The following is an 18290-nucleotide window of genomic DNA, read 5'->3' on the forward strand; positions in this document are numbered from 1 at the left end:
GCCGCGGGACCCGCCTTCCGAGGCCAATACCCGCGCGCCGCGTTCTATTCCTTCTCCTCCGCCGCGGAGGTCATCCGGCCCCGTATTGCGTTCACCACCGTCGGGTCCAGGAGCGTGGTGACGTCACCCAGCTCCCGGTTCTCGGCCACGTCGCGAAGCAGGCGGCGCATTATCTTGCCGCTGCGCGTCTTCGGCAGCTCAGGGGTGAGGAAGATCTGCCGTGGCTTGGCTATGGGCCCGATCTCCTTTGCGACGTGGTCCCTCAGTTCGGCGACGAGCGCCTCTCCCCCATCGTCACCGCCACCTTTGACCGTAACGAAGGCGACGATCGCCTGTCCCGTCGTGGGGTCGTTGGCCCCCACGACCGCCGCCTCGGCGACCGAAGGGTGGCCCACCAGGGCGTGCTCGACCTCGGTGGTCGATATCCGGTGACCGGATACGTTCATGACGTCGTCAACCCGCCCCAACAGCCAGATGTCGCCGTCGTCGTCGCGCTTTGCGCCGTCGCCGGCGAAGTACATCCCTTGGAAGCGGGACCAGTAGGTGGCCTTGTAGCGCTCGTCGTCCCCCCAAATGCCGCGCAGCATTCCGGGCCAGGGCTGCTTGATCACGAGGTAACCGCCCTCACCCTTGCCGACAGGGGTGCCGTCCTCGTGGACGACGTCGGCACTGATGCCCGGGAAGGGCGTCATCGCCGCTCCCGGCTTGGTCGCCGTGACACCGGGCAGCGGAGTGATGAGAATGCCCCCGGTCTCGGTTTGCCACCAGGTGTCCACGATCGGGCATCGCCCGCCTCCGATGTTGGTCCGGTACCACATCCAGGCCTCCGGGTTGATCGGCTCTCCAACCGATCCGAGGAGCCTCAGGCTCGAAAGGTCGTGCGCCGCAGGCAGATCCTCGCCCCACTTCATGAAGGTCCGGATCGTCGTGGGGGCGGTGTACAAGGTGTTCACCCTGTATCGCTCGACGATCTCCCACCAGCGGTCGCGGCGGGGAGTGTCAGGCGTCCCCTCGTACATGACCGACGTGGTCGCGTTGGCGAGGGGCCCGTAGACGATGTAGCTGTGACCGGTGACCCACCCGATGTCGGCCGCGGTCCAAAAGACGTCGGTCTCCGGCTTGAGATCGAAGATCAGGCGGTGGGTAGCAGCGACGTGCGTCAGATAGCCGCCCGACGTGTGGAGGATCCCCTTCGGCTGGGCCGTCGTTCCGCTGGTGTACATGATGTACAGCGGGTGCTCCGAGTCGAACGACTCGGGCGAGTGCTCGCTCGACTGCGTCGCGACGACCTCGTGCCACCAGAGGTCGCGGCCCTCGTGCCATGGGATGTCCTGACCGGTCCGGCGGACCACGAGGACCCGTTCGACTCCCGGGCATGCCTGCAGCGCTTCGTCGACAGCCGGCTTGAGGGCGCTCGGGGCTCCACGGCGGTAGCCGCCGTCTGCCGTGATGACCATCCTTGCGTCACAGTCGAGAATCCGTCCCCTGAGCGCGTCGGCGGAGAAGCCACCGAAGACGACGGTGTGCGGGGCACCCAGCCGCGCGCAAGCAAGCATTGCGGCCACCGTCTCGGGGATCATCGGCATGTAGATGGCCACCGTGGTGCCGGCCTTCACGCCGAGCTCGGTGAGGGCGTTCGCTGCGCGGCAAACCTCGTCCTGGAGATCCCTGTAGGTGATCGTGCGGGTATCGCCCGGCTCGCCCTCCCAGTAGAAAGCGACGCGGTCCCCCAGGCCCGAAGCGACGTGGCGATCGACGCAGTTGACGGCGACGTTCAGCCTGCCGTCGACGAACCATTTTGCGAACGGCAGGTTCCATTCGAGCGGTTTCGTCCACGGGGCGTCCCACTGGAGCTGGCGGGCCTGTTCCTCCCAGAAGCCGACCGGGTCCGCGCTCGCCCGGTCATAGAGATCGTGCTTGGCGTTGGCATGGGCGGCGAAATCCGCCGGTGGCTCAAAACGGCGATGCTCGTGCAGCAGAGCGGAGAGGTCCTGCCTGGCCGCTTCGGTCATCTGTCCTCCTACAGCTCGTCCTAACCTGCCAGGGCTTCAGAGACCCGTTCGTCGTCGAGGCGCCGGAACGCACGCCTCCCGTTGGCACGTGACAGCACCGCCACTTCGAGATCGGCCGCCACAGGCGCGCGGTCCGGTCCGGACAGAGCCTTGGCCGCCGCACGGAGCGCCGCATCAAGGGTCCAGCCTTCCTCGAAGGAGTCCTTCAGGCGGGTCGCGATGGCTTCGGCCTCACCGCCGAGAACCGAAAAACGGTCCTCGTCGACTATGGAACCGTCGTAGAGAATGTGGAACATCTGGTCGGAGCCATCGTCGCTTCCCACCTCGGCCACGAGGATCTCGACCTCGAGAGGCTTCACCTCGTGGGTGAACACGTTCCCCATGTACTGCGCGTAGAGGTTGGCCAGCGACCGCGCTTCGACGTCCTCGCGGCTGAACTGGTAGCCCTTCACGTCCGCGTGCTGCACGCCGGCGCGGCGCAGGGAGTCGAACTCGTTGTAGCGACCGACCCCGGCGAACGCGATCCGGTCGTATATCTCGCTGACCTTGTGCAGGGACTTCGACTGGTTCTCGGCGCAGATCAGGATCCCATCGGCGTAGACGGTCGCCACGAGCGGCCGTCCTCGCGCGATGTTCTTTCGCGCGAAGTCGGCCTTGTCCTTCATGAACTGCTCGGGCGCGACGTAGAACGGCATGCTCATTTGGGCGTCACCCTCACGATGACAGCCGCGAAGCGATCCGCGACCTCCTGCTCGTCCACCCTCGCAAAGCCTTCGGCGGTGATCGTCGCGACAGTGGGATAGATGCCGCGAACCGCATCCGGGCCGCCGGTAGCAGAGTCCTCGTCCGCCGCTTGCCACAAAGCCGAAACCGCCAGCTCGATTGCCTCTTCCCGGGAAAGATTGGCTCGCCAGCCCAGCTTCACCGTGGTGCGGGCGTCCCTTCCGCCTGAGCCGTCGGCATGGAAGTCGGTCTCCTCGTAGCGCCCGCCGGTCGGATCGTATGTGTAGATGCGCCCGACACCGCGCCTCGTGTCGAAGCCCGCGAACAGGGGCACCACGACGAATCCCTGCATCGCCATCGCCAGGTTGGAGCGCACCATCTGTGACAGCTGGTTGGCCTTGCCCTCGAGGCTGATCTGGGCACCCTCCACCTTCTCGTAGTGCTCCAGCTGCAGCTGGAAGAGCTTCACCATCTCCATCGCGGGACCGGCCGCGCCTGCGATCGCCACACCGCTGTGCCGGTCCGCCGCGTGCACCTTCTCCATGGTCCTGTGGGCGATCGACGATCCAGCGGTCGCACGCCTGTCGCCTGCCATGACCACCCCGTCCGCGTAGCGGATGGCGACGATTGTCGTGCCATGGCGCAACTCGAACGTCGCGGGGCCGCCCGACGAATCCACCGTGGCGAAGGGGTCGAGGCCCACGCGCCGCAACAGGTCCGTGAAGCTCGGGCCCGGGGCGTCCGTCGGGCTGAACATGGGGAGGCTCATAGGGTCTCGAACCCTACCCGCCGCGCCCGGTCCTACTCGCCGCCCTTTTGGACGTAGCTGCGCACGAACTCCTCGGCGTTCTCCTCCAGGACCTCGTCGATCTCGTCGAGGAGGTCGTCGAGCTCTGCTTTCAGCTCTTCACCCTTTTTGTTGGTGGTGGGGACCTCTTCGACCGCGGCGTCCTCGCTGCGAGCCGGAGCTTGCTTTTTGATCTGCTCTCTTTCTGCCATGGAATCTGCTTCCTCCTACGAGCCCAGTCGCTCGAGCAGCTCGGCGGGACTCGACACGCTACTCAGCAATTCTTCGACATGTGACCGGGTTCCCCTCAGTGGTTCCATCATGGGGACCCTCCTCAACGGATCTCCCCCGAGGTCGAACACCAAGGAATCCCAGTTCGCGGCGGCGATGGACGAGGCCCACTTCTGAAGGCACTTGCCTCGGAAATAGGCACGGGTGGTCTCGGGAGGTTCCGTAACTGCCTCCCGGATCGATTCGGGGTCCAGGATCGTCTCCATGCCGAGCCGGGCGTAAAGGCTACGGCTGGGATCCACGTCGTGGTACTGGAGGTCCATCGCTGCCAGCTTGTGGTCGCGCCACGAAAGACCGTGACGTTCGCGGTAAGCGTTGACCAACCGGTACTTCGCCACCCAGTCCAGTTGCGTTGCCAGGGACATCGGGTCGGCCTCCAACGCGGCCAGAACCTGCTCCCAGCGCCGGAGTATGTCGAGGCCGATCTCCGTCCCACCGACCGACTCGAGTCCTCGCTCCTCCGCGTACTTGCGCGCCAGGTCGAGATACTCCCACTGCATCTCCAAGGCGGTCATCGTCCGACCGTCCGCAAGATCGAGGGGGGTGTCGAGGTCGAGGTCGTAGGACACCTTTCGCATTGCTGCCACCGGTGACTGCAACCCGAGGTCCCGATTGGCCCGTGCGAACCAGTCGTCCTCGATCATCGACAGCACCAGCGAGGTTGTACCCACCTTCAAGAAGTTGGCGACCTCCGACATGTTGGCGTCGCCCACAATGACGTGCAGGCGCCTGTACTTCTGCGCGTCGCAGTGGGGTTCGTCGCGCGTGTTCACGATCGGTCTCTTGAGAGTCGTCTCGAGACCGACCTCCTCTTCGAAGAAGTCAGCCCTCTGGGTGATCTGGAAGTTGATCTCCCTGCCGCCCGACGGCGGTGCCTCCGTCCCGACCTTGCCCGCACCCGTGTACACCTGGCGGGAGACGAAGTGCGGCATGACGTGGGCGACGATCCTTGCGAAGGGCACTGACCGGTCCATGAGGTAGTTCTCGTGGGTCCCGTAGGAGTTTCCCTTGCCGTCGGAGTTGTTCTTCAGGACCACCAGACTCTGGCCGGGAGGCAACGCCCGCGACGCCGCCTCGATCGACTTGGCGAGTATCAGCTCGCCAGCCTTGTCGTAGCGGATCACCTCGTAGGCATTGGAGCACTCAGGGGTCGAGTATTCAGGGTGCGCGTGGTCCACGTAGTACCGGGCCCCATTCGTCAGGACCGCGTTGACAAGGTGCGTCTCGACTTCCGGCGGCATGGACCCTTCACGGGCGAACCCTCGGGCGTCTCTTCCCGGGGACTCGTCCTCGAAGTCCCACTCCACCCGCCGGTTCAGCTCGGCGACGTAGGCGTTGATCAAGGTCGAGGAGGCCGCGATCGGGTTGGGCTCCGCGGAGCCGCGGATGATAATCCCGTACTCCGTCTCCATCCCGAGCACCTTGACTATGGCCACTGCGCTCCTAGCGTCTCCTCGAGCACAAGCTGACGTTATCCCCCCGCGAGGCGGTCGCGGGTGAGGGGCACCTCATCCGGCATCGAGCGGTGACTAGACCGCCAGTGCAGGAGGGGTCACAGGTACTGGCCGGTGGCCACCCGCTCGATCGAGCGACCGCCTGTTGTCTCGTCACCCTGGGACATGATGGTGCGGATGTAGACGATCCGCTCCCCCTTCTTGCCGGAGATCTTCGCCCAGTCGTCGGGATTGGTCGTGTTGGGCAGATCCTCGTGCTCCTTGTACTCCTGCTTGATGGAGTCGAGAAGGTCCTGCGTGCGGATTCCCCGAGTCCCGCCTGCTATGGCCCGCTTGATGGCGAGCTTCTTCGCCCGCCGCACGATGTTCTCGATCATCGCCCCGGACGCGAAGTCCTTGTAGTACATCGTCTCCTTGTCGCCGTTCTGGTAGGTCACTTCGAGGAACTGGTTCTCCTCGTCGGCCCTGTACATCTCCGCGACGGTCTTCTCGATCATGGCCTGGACCGCCTTGGCCCTGTCGCCTCCTCCGGCCGTCGACACCTCTTCCTCGTCGAGGGGCAGATCCGTCGTGAGGTAACGGGCGAATATCTGGGCGGCCGCGTCCCGGTCCGGGCGCTCGATCTTGATCTTCACGTCCAGGCGGCCCGGGCGCAGGATCGCCGGGTCTATGAGGTCCTCCCGGTTGGAAGCTCCGATCACTATGACGTTGCGGAGCGTCTCCACCCCGTCGATCTCGGCGAGAAGCTGAGGGACGATCGTCGATTCCATGTCCGAGCTGATACCGGTGCCGCGGGTCCGGAACAGCGAGTCCATCTCGTCGAAGAAGACGATGACCGGAACCCCTTCCTCGCTCTTTTCCCGGGCACGCTGGAAGACGAGGCGGATCTGGCGCTCGGTCTCCCCCACATACTTGTTGAGCAGCTCAGGCCCCTTGATGTTCAAGAAGTAGCTGCGAGCGGCCTTGTCTCCTGACACTTCGGCGACCTTCTTCGCCAACGAGTTCGCGACTGCCTTGGCGATCAGCGTCTTGCCGCACCCGGGCGGGCCGTAGAGGAGGATGCCCTTGGGTGCGGGGAGCTTGTGCTCCACGAACAGGTCGCGGTGCAGGAAAGGGAGCTCCACCGCGTCAGTGATGGACTCGATCTGCTGGTCGAGACCTCCCACGTCGGCGTAGGAGATGTCCGGGACCTCCTCGAGGATCAATTCCTCGACCTCAGGCCGGGGCAGCCTCTCGAGCAGCAGGCCGGTGCGGCTGTCCATCAGCATGGAGTCACCGGAGCGCAACTTCACGCCGTCGAGACTCTCCGCTATCTCGACTACCCGCTCCTCGTCCGCCCGCCCGACGATGACGGCCCTGCCGCCATCGAGGAGCTCCTTGAGCGTGACTACCTCGCCGGACTGCTCCGGAGAGCGTGCCAGGACGACGTTCAGGGACTCGTTGAGCACGACCTCTGCTCCTCGCTGGAGCTCGACCCCGGTCTCGGTGTCGAGCTCGGGATGCAGAGCGACGCGCATCTTGCGTCCCCCGGAGAAGACGTCGACGGTCCCGTCGTCGTTGCGCCCCAGGAATGTTCCGTAAGCCGACGGCGGCTGCGTGAGCTTGTCGACCTCCTCCCGCAGGGCGGCTATGTGCTCGCGGGCTTCGCGGAGGGTGAAGGTGAGCCGCTCGTTCTGCGACACGGCCTGCTGCAGCTGTCCTTTGGTCTCGAGGAGCTTCTCCTCGAGGGTGCGCACGCGCTTGGGCGCCTCCTGCATCCGGCGGCGCAGGCCCAGCACCTCCTCTTCGAGGATCTTGGCCTGGTCCCGGAGCTCGGCCACCTCCTTCTCGTAGGCGGCGATCCGGGCGTAGGTTTCGGCGTCGCTCACTGGAGCACCTCGTTCCCTAGCGTTCGGTGGTGAACTTACCCCCATCATTGCCTCAAGGTGACGATGCCTGTCCGGGTTTTTCGCGGTGCCCGCAGTATTAATTGACACCGCGAACGGGGCGTCTGTAGCGTCGTCCAGTAGAGTTATCAGCTGAAACCCGGCCCGCCGGCCACCCGGATCGAGCTCCGGAAGCCCCGGCCGGGATCATCCCCCCTGCCGAGGAGATAGGCGAAGCAACGAGATGAAGGTCTGGATCGATCAGGATCTCTGCACGGGAGACGGGCTCTGCGAAGAGATCGCCCCCGCGGTCTTCACCCTCCTCGACGACGGGCTCTCCTACGTCAAGGAAGGCGACAAGGTCTTCGACAACCCGGGCGGCCAGGAAGGCCTGGCCCAGGTGCCCGACGGCATGGAGGACGCCACCCGGGAGGCCGCCGAGGAGTGCCCCGGGGAGTGCATCTTCATAGAGGAGTAGCTCAATTCGTCAGGCACGGCCCTGTTGAGGTCCCGGCAGGGCTCTGCGGCTCTGCCAGCGCAGCCTTGAGCTCGCTCGTGGCCAGCGCGTAGGAGGTCCCCTGCTGGTTCGCCGAGATGGCGAACGCCACGCCAATCACGTCCCCGTGGGAGTCGACCAGGGCACCGCCTGAGTCACCGTGGGCCAGCGCCGATGCCAGCACCAGGACGTCGCGTCGGGTGGTGTGGCTGTCGTACAGGTCACGTCCTACAGCGGTTTCCTCCTGGGAGACCCGTGCAGGCGTCACAGCGAGGGCGTCCTGGCCCTCCGGATGGCCGAATACGGCGCCGGTCTCGCCGACTTGTGCGACAGAAATGGTCAATGGGGACTCGCCGAGGTTTCTGACCCGCAGCAGAGCGAGGTCGCGGTTGGGGTCGAACATCACGACGGTGGCTGAAAGCGTGCTCCCGTTCGGCAGCAGGACCTGGGTGTCGCCCGGGCCTTCGCCCGCCACGACGTGGGCGTTCGTCACCACCAGGTTGCCGGCGACGGCAAAACCGCTTCCCTCGTAGATCCGGTCGCACGCCTGACCCTCGACCTTCACGGTCGAGGCCGCCACCACGTTGGTGATCGCCTGGCTGAGCGGGTTGACGGCGGGAGGGGTACCCACTGGGGTACCCGGGTGCAGTTCGGCGAAGACCTGTGGCGCGTCCTGCCCGATCAACCGTCGCAGTACCTGGAGTGCGTCCGGCGGAGGGGGAAAGTCCCGCGAGACCCAGCGAGCGATCCCGGATCCAGTCGTCACCCTTGCCGGCCAGCCGGAAACCGATGCAACCGACGGGATCAGGAGCCACAGGACCGCGAGCACCCCGACTATCCCAAACGCCGAACCGACCCATCGGTCCACCGTGCGGATCGGTCCCCGCGGCAGCGCGCCGTGCAGACGCGAGCCGACGAGCAGGCCGAGGGCCTGGCCGGCCATGGCGCCTCCCACGAGGACCAGGATGGCGACGGTCAACTGGGCTCCCGGCGAAGCCGATGCCATGTCGACCACGACGGTCGGCAGGAACCTGACGGCCACGTAGAAGCCGAGAGCCAGACCGATCCAGGAGGTGACACGGCTGACGAAGCCGATGCGGTATCCGCCCACCGCGGCGGCGATCGCGACGACGACGATGATCAGGTCGAGGATGTCCACCAGGTCCTCTTCGATCAGTCCTCGCTGCCGGCGGCGACGAGCAGCCGCGCCGAGGTGAGGAACCCGGTGTGGGCGACCATCCTGTGGTCGGGCCGGACCGATTGACCTTCGACGTGCCAGCCGCGCTGGAGGACCTCGACGGTCTCTGCCATGCCGAAACCGCTGCGCTCGAGGGCGTCCCTGAGAGCGCTCACCTGGCCGACGGTCGGCAGGTAGGAAAGCAGTATCCCGCCGGGCCTCAGCGCTGCTTCGGCGGCCTTCACGACCCGCCACGGTTCGGGGAGGTCCAGCACCACGCGGTCGAAGCCGGTCTCGTCTATGCCGTCGTAGGCGTCCCTGACCTGGACCGCGTAACGCTCGAGAGCGGATGCACCGAGGAATCCCGCCACGTTCGACTGCGCACGGGCCGCGAAGTCCGGGCGCAACTCATACCCGGTGATCACGGCACCCGCCCGGAGCAGTGCCATGGACATGGCTCCTGACCCCAGCCCAGACTCGAAGACCTTCGCGCCCGGGAAGATGTCCGCCATGATCAGGATCGGTCCCAGGTCCTTCGGATAGATGACCTGTGCCCCCCGCGGCATCTTCAACACCACCTCTGCAAGCGTGGGGCGGACGGCCGTGTACCGGGCTCCCCGTGAGGACCTCACCGAGACCCCTTCCTCGGCACCGATGAGTGAATCGTGTGCCACGGGACCGGAGTGCGTGTGGAATTCGCCGCCGGCCTCGAGGCGCACGAGATACCTGCGACCCTTAGAGTCGAACAGCAGGATCCGCTCGCCTACCTCGAATGGGCGCGTCACAGTCTCAGCCCCGCTCAGCGGCGCGCGAGACGAGCTTGCAGAAAGCGCACACTTCGCTGACCGTCGGCGACCCGCACCCAGGGCATGGGTGCAAGCCGCCGCGCTCTTCTTCCGCTGCCGGTTGGACCATCGGAACGATGCGTTCGAGGAAGCCGAAGTAGAACGCCGCCTTCGACCCGGGCGAAGTCTGCTCGATCGCGTTCAACGCTTCCTTGTACCCAAGGTGCCGGTTCCCCGCTGACATCGGGCACTCCTCGACTATGTAGTCGATGCCCTTGAGCACGCAATAGGCCGCTGTCTCGCGCTCACCGAGGCGTACCAGCGGCTTGACCTTGCGGGCGAATCCGAGCCCCCCGGGCAGGACAGGGTATTGCCGTCCGAGGTACGCGAGGTCCCACCTGAGGACGTTGCCGAACAACACCGCGGCCTCGTCGTCGAGGTTGTGGCCCGTGGCGACCACGTCGTAGCCACCGTCGAGGGCAGCCTTGTTGAACAGGTGCCTCTTCGACAGACCGCACGCCGAGCATGGGGCCCTCTTCGCTGCTCTCGCCCCGGTCGGTATGTCGAATCCGAACTCGCCGGGTATCGATATCTCGATCAGGTCGGCGCTGCGCTGGGCGGCGAATTCACGCGTGAACGAGGCCGATTCGTCGCTGTAGTCGCCTATACCGAGGCCGATGTAGAGCCCGTCGGCGTGGTAACCGAGCTCGAGGAGGATGTCCCATAGCGCCAGGGAGTCCTTGCCGCCCGACACGGCCACGAGCACGCGCTCGCCGGGGGCCACCATCTTGTAGGAGTCGATCGCACGCTTGACCTGCTCCCGGCAGTGGCGGGTGAAACAGGGGGCGCAGAAGGCGGCGTTGTGACGCCGAACGTCCATGACGGCTGGCGCGCGGCACGATCGGCACTTCACGACGAGCCGCCTGAGATGACCGGCCTGATCTCGACCGTCGCCGAGTCGGGAATCGTCGCGTCACCGGTGACGAGTGTGCCGTCGACCATGACGAGGACGGACTCCCGGTTGCAGCCCAGGCTGCTGAGCAGCGCCTGCACCGCGAGCGGCCCCGGTAGCTCCAACTCGCGGCGCGGGTTGCGCAAAAGGACCTTCATGTCTCCATTCTCGCGTCCGCCGCGCCCCCGGCGTCTCGAGCGGGTTTGCTCAGAGCCGAGCCTCGTGGGTGACGCGGATCGATTCTCCGGGTGAGAGCTTCTCGGAGAAGACGACTTCCGGCTCGCGCCGCATCGCCCGGCGCGCCAGGCGCGCGATCACCGCGACACCACCTACCACCAGCCAAAACCTGTTTCCGTCCCCCAGGCCTCGGTCCCAACCTCGCCGGATCCCGACACGAATGAGCCTGTCGGTGACCGTCACAGCCTACGGATCTCCACCCAGGTGTCCTTGCGCCGCCCGCGGCTGCGCCCGAAGAGGAACGCCAACACGATGATGCCGATGACGCCGGCTATCCCCGCAGCGAGCGCGTAGGGCTTGGCGGTGTCCGTCGTCTCGTCGACGCCACCTTTGATCTCGTGGAGCTTGGAGCGGATGTCACTGATCTCGATCCGACCGCCTGGACCGCTTCCTCTTACCTGGGCCGGGGCTGCCAGCTTGGGCACTAACCGACTCTCCTCTCCTCGTCGCGGCGGAGCGGGGCGACCGTAGTCATTTGGCGCCGGTCCCCTTGAAGATTCGGCTGATCGACCACGTGGCACCCACCACGGCGAGGATCAGGCCGCCGGCGTAGGGGACCCACGTGAGACTTCCGTGGAGGTGCACCCCGGACTCGGCCTGGGCGGCTCTCACCGCTGCCAGCGCCAGCAGCACCCCTCCCGTCGAGAGCAGGACCGCTCCGGCGACTCCCCACGCCACGAACCGGGCGAGCGACTTGAGAGGGTCGACGGTCTCCTGCTTGGCGTAACCGATCACCAGGCCCAGCAGCTCGCTGCCGAGCGCCGGCACCGACTTATCTCTGTCCGCGCCGGACTTCTCGCCGCTCACAGGTGGCGATACTTATCGTCGGAGGGCGCCCGGCGCAAGGACGCAAGCGTCGCGTTGCCCACTTGGACGATCGCGCCGGGAGCGCCAGGCAGTGAACTCAGGGCCCGGGGACCGATCCGGGCTCGAGATCGCTCAGGGGGGGCAGGACCGGGTATCGAGCTAGCGCCACGGCCACCTGGTCAGCGACCGCATTTGCCTTCCAGTCGGGAGGCCCGTTGAGTATCAGCGAGAACACCAGGGGCTGGCCGAGTGCGGGAAACTCCGGGGTTCCGGGCGCGGGGAGCACGAACCCGCTCAGGCTGACGACGTTGTCGAGGGTCCCGGTCTTCGCCACGACCCTGCCCTCCGCAGGCGTGCCGATCATCTGTCCCGACAGCGTGCCGCTCTTGCCCGCCACCGGCAGGCCCTTGGCCAAAGTGCTGGTCGGACCTTCGTGCTGCAACGCCTGCACCAGCAGGTCACAGCTGACCCTGTCGCCACGATCGAGCCCTGAGCCGTCTACGGCGACCAGCTGATCGACCGGCAGGCCGTCCGAGACCAGATCGGCCCTGATGGCCGCCGTGCCTGCCCGGGTGGTTCCCGAGCCGGATTCCTGGTACCCGAGCTCCTTCGTGAACAGCTCTGCTGCCGTGTCATCGCTGACGCTGAGCATCTGGTCCACCTCGGCTGCCAGTGGTGCGCTGTCCATGGACGTCACAAGCCGGGCGGACGCAGGCGTCTTCCCGGTGCGCGATCCCCCGTCGACTCGAACGCCGTCTTTGCGGAGAAGGGCGGTGAAGACCTGCGCAGCCTGGGCTGCCGGATCGGTTGCAGCTGCGTAGGCGAGCTGTGCCGAGTTGCTCGTCTCCGTCGTCGGGGAGCCCGTAGCCGTCCCCGCGGTGGGGCGCGGAGCCACCGAACCATTGGGACCGCTCACTTGACCCGGTTTCGTAGTCGTAGTCGACGGGTTGGGCACGAAGCCGTCGTTGACGTCCAATGCGCTCAGCGGTCCTACGTCCCCCTCGCTCGTGTAGACGGGCTTCCAGGATGCGACGATCCGCTGCGAGTCGAAGCGGGACTCGTCTCCGATCACAGACCCGGTCACCTCGGAGATGCCCGCCTCCCGTACCTGGAGCGCGAGGGCATCCAGGGAGGTGAACGTTGCCCCCGGAGCCGATGTACCGCCCCCGTAGGACGAGGTCCGCAGATCCGGGTCGCCTCCGCCGACGAGATAGAGATTTCCGGCTACGACACCGCCACCGGCGGGCCCGGTCGCTCTCACGCTCGTGACGAACTTTGTGCTGCCCCCGAGCCGGTCGAGCACCGCTATCGCAGTGAGGATCTTCAGGTTGGAGGCCGGGATGAACATGTCGCTCCCGTTCCCGTCGAAAATCACCTGGTCGCCCTGGCTCACTTCAAGACATCCGGAAGCGCCGATCCCGCTCCCGAGCGAGGCGCCGGCGATCGTCTCGAGTTGCGCGTCGAGGCGCTGCTGGGCCGCGGTCTGAGCCAGCCACCAGGGCACCCTTCGCAGCGACAGGAGGGGCGTGGGGCTCGCAGGCTTGCGCGCGACACCCGCGCCGTCGGACCAGGCGGCCGACTGAGAGACCCAAACAGGGGCGGTCGTGGTGACCAGCGCCCCCACGATCATCCGAAAGCCTTTTCGACCCCGCCACTTCGACATCGCGGCAACAAAGGTATTGGAGGCGAAGGCCCCATGGGGGTGCATCACGTCACGGCTCGGGTAGCTTTAACCTGTGCCCGGCGTCCTCATCGCAGTTCTCGTGGGCCTGGCTGTGTGCCAGGTGGCCATCGTGCTCACGACAGTGTTCCTCCACCGGACGCTCTCGCATCGGGCGATAACGATGTCGCCCGCGCTGACCTTCGTTTGCAGATCTCTCACATGGATCACGACCGGCATCGCGCCGCGGCAGTGGGTGGGGGTTCACAGGCGGCATCACGCCTTCACGGACGTCGAAGGCGATCCGCATTCACCGGCGCTCGAGGGATTCGCCCGTGTTCAGGTGGGGAACGTCGTCCTGTACCGCCGGGCCGCGCGGGATGGAACAACGGTGGAGAGGTATGCCCGTGATCTCGCTCCGGACAAGTGGGACCGGGCCCTGTTCGACCACGGTCTCGTGGGGCTGGGGATAGGCATTGGCGTACTCGCCCTGCTGTTCTGGGGCGACGTGGAACTGATCGCGATCGCAGCTGCCACGCACGTCGTCTCCTACCTTGCTTTGAACTCTGCGGTCAACGCGGTCGGTCACTCCTTCGGCCGCCGGCCCTTCAGCGGGCTGGCCACCAACAGCCAGTGGCTCGCGTGGCTCACCGCCGGGGAGGGTCTCCACAGCAATCATCACGCTGCTCCGACCTCGGCGCGCCTGTCGTTCAAGAGGGGTGAGATCGATCCGGGATGGTGGTTCATCGCGGTGGGCCGCCGCCTGCGTTTGCTCAAGGTGCGCCATCAGAGCCCCCGCGTCTCGACCCGCGCGGCCAGCGCTCCCCAACCGGTCTGAGATCGACGGCATGGACATAGTTTCCGCTCTATTCGCAGAGAACATCGACCTCCGCCAGGTGCCAGGACCGTCGACGCGTATCGACCTGCTCGGCATCATGTTCTCCATGCCGGCGCCCGCTGAACCACCGGTGACCGTGACGCCCCACCTGATCGTGCTCGTCCGCTGCAGGGCCGACGAGGACGGACAAGGGATCCTCGAGGTGATCTTCCGTGACGAGGACGGGGGGCAAGTCGCCCGCAACGTCTCGCCGTTCCAGGTCGAGCCCGGGAAGTTCACCTACCGCCTCGTCAGAGGCGAGCTCGAGTACGCCAAGCTGGGGACTATCGAAGCCCACTGCCGGTTGCTTCCTGACGGGCCGGTCACGGCCGTGCCGCTGACCCTGCTTCCTCCCGTCTGAGCCTCTGAGTCTTCCTTTCCTCTGAGGCGGCCGGCCAGGCGGTCTCGTCCCGGCTCCAGGCGGACCGTGGATAGGGTTGCCTCATGAACGGACGCGATCTGGAGCAGCTCGGTATCAACGTGATCAGGGGCTTGGCCATGGACGCTCCGCAGAAGGCCAATTCCGGCCATCCCGGGACGGCGATGGCGCTCGCTCCGTTGGCACACGTCCTGTGGACGCGGATCATGGAATACGACCCCAGCGAGCCGAACTGGCCCGACCGCGACCGCTTCGTGCTGTCATGCGGGCACGCGTGCATCCTTCTCTACTCCATGCTGTTTCTCACCGGCTACGGCGTGGAACTCGAGGATCTGAAGCAGTTCCGGCAGCTGCACAGCCGCACTCCGGGACATCCCGAGGTGCACTACCTCCCTGGCGTCGAGGTCACCACCGGCCCTCTCGGTCAGGGAGTCGCCAACGGTGTCGGGCTTGGAATCGCCGAGCGGATGCTCCGCTCCCGGTTCGGGTCCGACGTCGTGGACCACCACACGTTCGTGATCTGCAGCGACGGTGACCTGATGGAGGGAATCAGCCATGAGGCAGCCTCGCTGGCCGGCCACTTGGGCCTGGGCAGACTCATCTACGTGTACGACGACAACCATGTGACCATCGACGGCCCGACGGAGATCACCCTCGGAGACAACGCGGCGGAGCGCTTCGAGGCGTACGGATGGCACGTCGAGAACCTCGGCGAGTCAGCCAACGACCTCGACACGCTCGAATCGGCCCTTCGCCGCGCCATGGACGTGGACGATCGACCGAGCTTCCTGGTACTCCGCAGTCATATCGGTTACCCGGCTCCTCACATGACGGACAACCCCAAGGCACACGGGTCTCCGTTGGGAGCCGAAGAGGTGCGAGCGACCAAGGAGATACTCGGCCTGCCCCCTGACGAGAGCTTCTGGGTGCCCGACGCGGTCCTTGGCATGTACCGGGAAGCCATCCCGCGTGGTCAGGCAGCTCGTTCGGCGTGGGAGAAGCGTTTGGCCGAGTGGCAGGGCGACCGCGAGGAATGGGACGCAGTGTGGTCGAGCGGCACCCTGGCGGGATGGAAAGACAAGCTGCCCCGATGGGCACCCGGGGAGTCGATCGCCACGCGCAACTCCGCCAACAAGGCCCTCAACTCGATTGCTCCTCTGGCCCCCGCGATCGTCTCCGGAGGTGCAGATCTGACGGGCAACACCGGCACCAAGCTCGACGACACGCCCAGGCAGGGCATCGACCACCCCGAAGGTCGCGCGATCGCGTTCGGAGTACGTGAGCACGCCATGGGAGCCGTGATGAACGGCATGGCCCTGCACGGAGGTGTCATCCCCATAGGCGGCACCTTCTTCGTGTTCAGCGACTACATGCGGCCCTCAGTGAGACTGGCGGCGATCTCCGACGCCAAGGTGATCTACTTCTGGACCCACGATTCCGTCGGCCTCGGCGAAGACGGACCGACCCACCAGCCGATCGAGCAGCTGGCCGCCGTCCGCGCCATTCCGGGACTCCGGGTGATCCGTCCCGCGGACGCGAACGAGTCCGCCCACGCCTTGCGGATCGCGATCGAGTCGAGCGGGCCCACTGCTCTCATCCTGAGCCGTCAGAACCTTCCGGTTCTCGATCGGACCGCCGAACTCGGAGGCCAGGTCGACAGGGGCGCATACATCCTCGTCGACGCGGGCGAGGAACCCGATGTCGTCCTCCTCGCCACAGGGTCGGAGGTGTGGGTGAGCGTCGAAGCGGCCAAGATTCTTCAATCAGAGGGGATCTCCGCTCGCGTCGTCTCGATGCCGAGCTGGGATCTCTTCGAAGAGCAGGATGACTACTACCAGGACAGCGTGCTCGGGCCGGGGGCGCCCATCCTGTCCGTGGAGGCCGCCTCGGACTTCGGTTGGTCCCGCTGGGCCGACGATTCGGTCTGCATCGAGACGTACGGCCTGTCCGCGCCAGGCGACCAGGTACTCGCTGAATTCGGGTTCACACCGGAGAACGTCGCAGTCAGAGCCAGGGATTTGATCGGCGAGCTCGGAGGCTCCGGGTATGTGTTCGACGACGAGGAGGAAGCCCAATGACAAAGTTGCAGGAGCTCTACTCGCAGCAGGGGCAGAGCCCCTGGATCGACAATCTCACGCGAAATGCCATCCAGGGCGGTGGCCTCCGCGAGAAGGTGGGCGAGGGAATCAGGGGCGTCACCTCGAACCCGACGATCTTCCAGAAGGCGATGACCGGCTCTGACGCCTACGACGAGCAGTTCACGCGCCTCCTGGCTCGGGGGTCGGCAGAGGCGGCGTTCTGGGACATGGCGATCGAAGATGTCTCCAACGCCTGCGGTGTGCTGCGGCCGGTGTACGACGAGAGCGCGGGCAGTGACGGCTTCGTCTCCATCGAGGTTTCGCCGGCCCTGGCCTCCGACACCGCTGGCACTATCGAGGCCGCCCGGAATCTCCACGAGCGAATCGCCCTGCCGAACCTCCTGGTGAAGATACCGGCGACAGCCGAGGGCGTTCCCGCCATCCGCAAGATGATCTCGGAGGGCCGGAACATCAACATCACCTTGATCTTCAGTCTCGAGCGTTACATCGAGGTGATAGAGGCGTACCTCTCCGGGCTGGAGGAGCTGGGCGCCAACGGAGGCGACCTGTCAAATGTTCACAGTGTGGCGTCCTTCTTCGTGAGCAGGGTCGACACCGAAGTGGATCGGCGGCTCGAACGCATCGGTGGACCGGCCGGCGAGCTCGCCGGAAAGGCGGCTGTCGCCCAGGCGAAGCTGGCCTACGAGTTGTTCCAGGAACACTTCTCCGGCGAGCGCTGGGCAGCCCTCGAGGCCCGGGGGGCCCATCTTCAACGTCCGCTCTGGGCGTCTACGTCCACGAAGAACCCGGCGTACCCGGACCTTCTGTACGTCGACAACCTGATAGGTCCGCACACGGTGAACACCCTGCCGGACAAGACGATCGAAGCCTTCGAAGACCATGGGAGCATCAAGCGGACCGTCGATACGGGAGTCGACGAGGCGCACGACGCCCTTGACCGCTTGGCGAAGTCCGGGGTCGACCTCGCCGACGTGGCGCGCGTCCTGGAGGAGGAGGGCGTATCGGCGTTCCTGAAGAGCTACGACGAGCTCCTGCAAGCTCTCGAGGACAAGGCGAACGGGATGACACCCGGTTCTGCCCGTAGACCTTGAGCGAAACCCCCCTGTCGTTCGGCGACGGCAACCCCCTCGAAGAGGGCCTGGAGTCGACCCGTAAGGCTCCCCCGGGCGTCATAGTCGTGATGGGCGCCTCGGGAGACCTCACGTCGAGGAAGTTGCTCCCCGCCCTCGAACGACTGTCGAGCAGAGGCCTTCTACCCCAGGCCTTCGCGGTCGTCGGGGTCGCCCGCACGCAGCTCGACGACGAGGGGTTCCGTCAGCTGATGATCAAGGCCGCCCCCGACCCTGGCCCAGGGTGGTCCGAGATCGTCAAGCACAGCCGTTACGTGTCGGGGGACTACGTCGACGAAGCAACCTTTGCCGCTCTGCGGACGACGCTCGAGGACCTCGAGTCGGAGATCGGAGCACCTGGCAACAGGACGTTCTATCTGGCGACGGTGCCGGCCGTGTTCGAAGAGGTTGCAGCCGGTCTGGGCAGCGCAGGGCTGAACAAGCCGGCAAAAGACGGCGCCGCCGTGCGACTCGTCATCGAGAAGCCGTTCGGCCGAGATCTCGAAAGCGCCAGGCATCTCGACACGGCTCTGCACAAGCACTTCGAAGAATCGCAGATCTACCGGATCGACCACTACAT

Annotated in this window: 19 protein-coding genes; 6 read left to right on the forward strand and 13 right to left on the reverse strand. The window is 66.0% G+C overall.

The genetic code is table 11. The features are described from left to right. Positions 1–44: 44 nt before the first annotated feature. From acs to arc, 6 genes are all read right to left on the reverse strand, one after another. Complete coding sequence (acs, locus tag VNF71_10010; GenBank protein HVA74883.1) at positions 45–2012, reverse strand: acetate--CoA ligase; 1968 nt, start codon at positions 2010–2012, stop codon at positions 45–47. A gap of 20 nt (positions 2013–2032) precedes the next feature. After that, positions 2033–2713 carry a proteasome subunit alpha gene (gene prcA, locus VNF71_10015; protein ID HVA74884.1) on the reverse strand — a complete coding sequence of 227 codons (681 nt, stop codon included), beginning with the start codon at positions 2711–2713 and terminating at the stop codon, positions 2033–2035. Next, positions 2710–3492: a proteasome subunit beta gene (gene prcB, locus VNF71_10020; protein HVA74885.1), complete on the reverse strand. Its 783-nt coding sequence runs from the start codon at positions 3490–3492 to the stop codon at positions 2710–2712. The genes prcA and prcB overlap by 4 nt, the downstream gene beginning before the upstream one ends. A 44-nt stretch (positions 3493–3536) precedes the next feature. Then, positions 3537–3734 carry a ubiquitin-like protein Pup gene (locus VNF71_10025; GenBank protein ID HVA74886.1) on the reverse strand — a complete coding sequence of 66 codons (198 nt, stop codon included), beginning with the start codon at positions 3732–3734 and terminating at the stop codon, positions 3537–3539. A 15-nt stretch (positions 3735–3749) separates the two neighbouring features. Beyond that, positions 3750–5249, reverse strand: a complete 1500-nt coding sequence (gene dop, locus VNF71_10030) for a depupylase/deamidase Dop (protein ID HVA74887.1) — start codon at positions 5247–5249, stop codon at positions 3750–3752. Between the two features lie 116 nt (positions 5250–5365). After that, on the reverse strand, positions 5366–7135 hold the full coding sequence (gene arc, locus VNF71_10035; protein ID HVA74888.1) for a proteasome ATPase: 1770 nt from the start codon (positions 7133–7135) through the stop codon (positions 5366–5368). Positions 7136–7376: 241 nt separating this feature from the next. On the opposite strand from arc, the gene VNF71_10040 reads away from it, so the two are divergent. Next, positions 7377–7610 carry a ferredoxin gene (locus VNF71_10040; GenBank protein HVA74889.1) on the forward strand — a complete coding sequence of 78 codons (234 nt, stop codon included), beginning with the start codon at positions 7377–7379 and terminating at the stop codon, positions 7608–7610. Position 7611: 1 nt separating this feature from the next. Here VNF71_10040 and VNF71_10045 read toward each other — a convergent pair whose 3' ends face one another. From VNF71_10045 to dacB, 7 genes are all read right to left on the reverse strand, one after another. Then, the gene (locus VNF71_10045; protein HVA74890.1) at positions 7612–8787 is read right to left on the reverse strand and encodes a MarP family serine protease; all 1176 of its coding nucleotides are present in this window, start codon (positions 8785–8787) and stop codon (positions 7612–7614) included. A gap of 14 nt (positions 8788–8801) precedes the next feature. Continuing rightward, positions 8802–9590 carry a tRNA (adenine-N1)-methyltransferase gene (locus VNF71_10050; GenBank protein ID HVA74891.1) on the reverse strand — a complete coding sequence of 263 codons (789 nt, stop codon included), beginning with the start codon at positions 9588–9590 and terminating at the stop codon, positions 8802–8804. A 4-nt stretch (positions 9591–9594) separates the two neighbouring features. Beyond that, positions 9595–10470: an ATP-binding protein gene (locus VNF71_10055; protein HVA74892.1), complete on the reverse strand. Its 876-nt coding sequence runs from the start codon at positions 10468–10470 to the stop codon at positions 9595–9597. Positions 10471–10499: 29 nt separating this feature from the next. Further along, positions 10500–10700 carry a MoaD/ThiS family protein gene (locus VNF71_10060; GenBank protein ID HVA74893.1) on the reverse strand — a complete coding sequence of 67 codons (201 nt, stop codon included), beginning with the start codon at positions 10698–10700 and terminating at the stop codon, positions 10500–10502. Between the two features lie 258 nt (positions 10701–10958). After that, on the reverse strand, positions 10959–11204 hold the full coding sequence (locus VNF71_10065) for a hypothetical protein (GenBank protein HVA74894.1): 246 nt from the start codon (positions 11202–11204) through the stop codon (positions 10959–10961). Between the two features lie 46 nt (positions 11205–11250). Further along, positions 11251–11586 carry a hypothetical protein gene (locus tag VNF71_10070; protein HVA74895.1) on the reverse strand — a complete coding sequence of 112 codons (336 nt, stop codon included), beginning with the start codon at positions 11584–11586 and terminating at the stop codon, positions 11251–11253. Positions 11587–11683: 97 nt separating this feature from the next. Next, a complete protein-coding gene (gene dacB / locus VNF71_10075) occupies positions 11684–13216 on the reverse strand; it encodes a D-alanyl-D-alanine carboxypeptidase/D-alanyl-D-alanine-endopeptidase (protein HVA74896.1) in 1533 nt (510 codons plus the stop codon). Between the two features lie 106 nt (positions 13217–13322). On the opposite strand from dacB, the gene VNF71_10080 reads away from it, so the two are divergent. The 5 genes from VNF71_10080 to VNF71_10100 all read left to right on the forward strand — a co-directional run. Then, a complete protein-coding gene (locus tag VNF71_10080) occupies positions 13323–14084 on the forward strand; it encodes a fatty acid desaturase (protein HVA74897.1) in 762 nt (253 codons plus the stop codon). A 10-nt stretch (positions 14085–14094) separates the two neighbouring features. After that, positions 14095–14484, forward strand: coding sequence for a hypothetical protein (locus VNF71_10085; protein ID HVA74898.1), 390 nt, complete (start codon positions 14095–14097; stop codon positions 14482–14484). Positions 14485–14567: 83 nt separating this feature from the next. Continuing rightward, positions 14568–16580, forward strand: a complete 2013-nt coding sequence (gene tkt, locus VNF71_10090; GenBank protein HVA74899.1) for a transketolase — start codon at positions 14568–14570, stop codon at positions 16578–16580. Continuing rightward, the gene (gene tal / locus VNF71_10095) at positions 16577–17692 is read left to right on the forward strand and encodes a transaldolase (GenBank protein HVA74900.1); all 1116 of its coding nucleotides are present in this window, start codon (positions 16577–16579) and stop codon (positions 17690–17692) included. Before tkt ends, tal begins: the two co-directional genes overlap by 4 nt. Then, positions 17689–18290 (forward strand): hypothetical protein (locus VNF71_10100; GenBank protein ID HVA74901.1); only part of this gene is annotated, 602 nt, incomplete at its 3' end. The genes tal and VNF71_10100, both read left to right, overlap by 4 nt.

This window comes from Acidimicrobiales bacterium (assembly GCA_035533095.1).
GTDB lineage: Bacteria > Actinomycetota > Acidimicrobiia > Acidimicrobiales > Palsa-688 > DATLUM01.

Coding starts and splice junctions, on each gene's coding strand:
- acs (HVA74883.1), bottom strand. CDS start 2,012: ATGACCGAAGCGGCCAGGCAGGACCTCTCCGCTCTGCTGCACGAGCAT.
- prcA (HVA74884.1), bottom strand. CDS start 2,713: ATGAGCATGCCGTTCTACGTCGCGCCCGAGCAGTTCATGAAGGACAAG.
- prcB (HVA74885.1), bottom strand. CDS start 3,492: ATGTTCAGCCCGACGGACGCCCCGGGCCCGAGCTTCACGGACCTGTTG.
- VNF71_10025 (HVA74886.1), bottom strand. CDS start 3,734: ATGGCAGAAAGAGAGCAGATCAAAAAGCAAGCTCCGGCTCGCAGCGAG.
- VNF71_10040 (HVA74889.1), top strand. CDS start 7,377: ATGAAGGTCTGGATCGATCAGGATCTCTGCACGGGAGACGGGCTCTGC.
- VNF71_10055 (HVA74892.1), bottom strand. CDS start 10,470: ATGGACGTTCGGCGTCACAACGCCGCCTTCTGCGCCCCCTGTTTCACC.
- VNF71_10060 (HVA74893.1), bottom strand. CDS start 10,700: ATGAAGGTCCTTTTGCGCAACCCGCGCCGCGAGTTGGAGCTACCGGGG.
- dacB (HVA74896.1), bottom strand. CDS start 13,216: ATGATCGTGGGGGCGCTGGTCACCACGACCGCCCCTGTTTGGGTCTCT.
- VNF71_10085 (HVA74898.1), top strand. CDS start 14,095: ATGGACATAGTTTCCGCTCTATTCGCAGAGAACATCGACCTCCGCCAG.
- tkt (HVA74899.1), top strand. CDS start 14,568: ATGAACGGACGCGATCTGGAGCAGCTCGGTATCAACGTGATCAGGGGC.
- tal (HVA74900.1), top strand. CDS start 16,577: ATGACAAAGTTGCAGGAGCTCTACTCGCAGCAGGGGCAGAGCCCCTGG.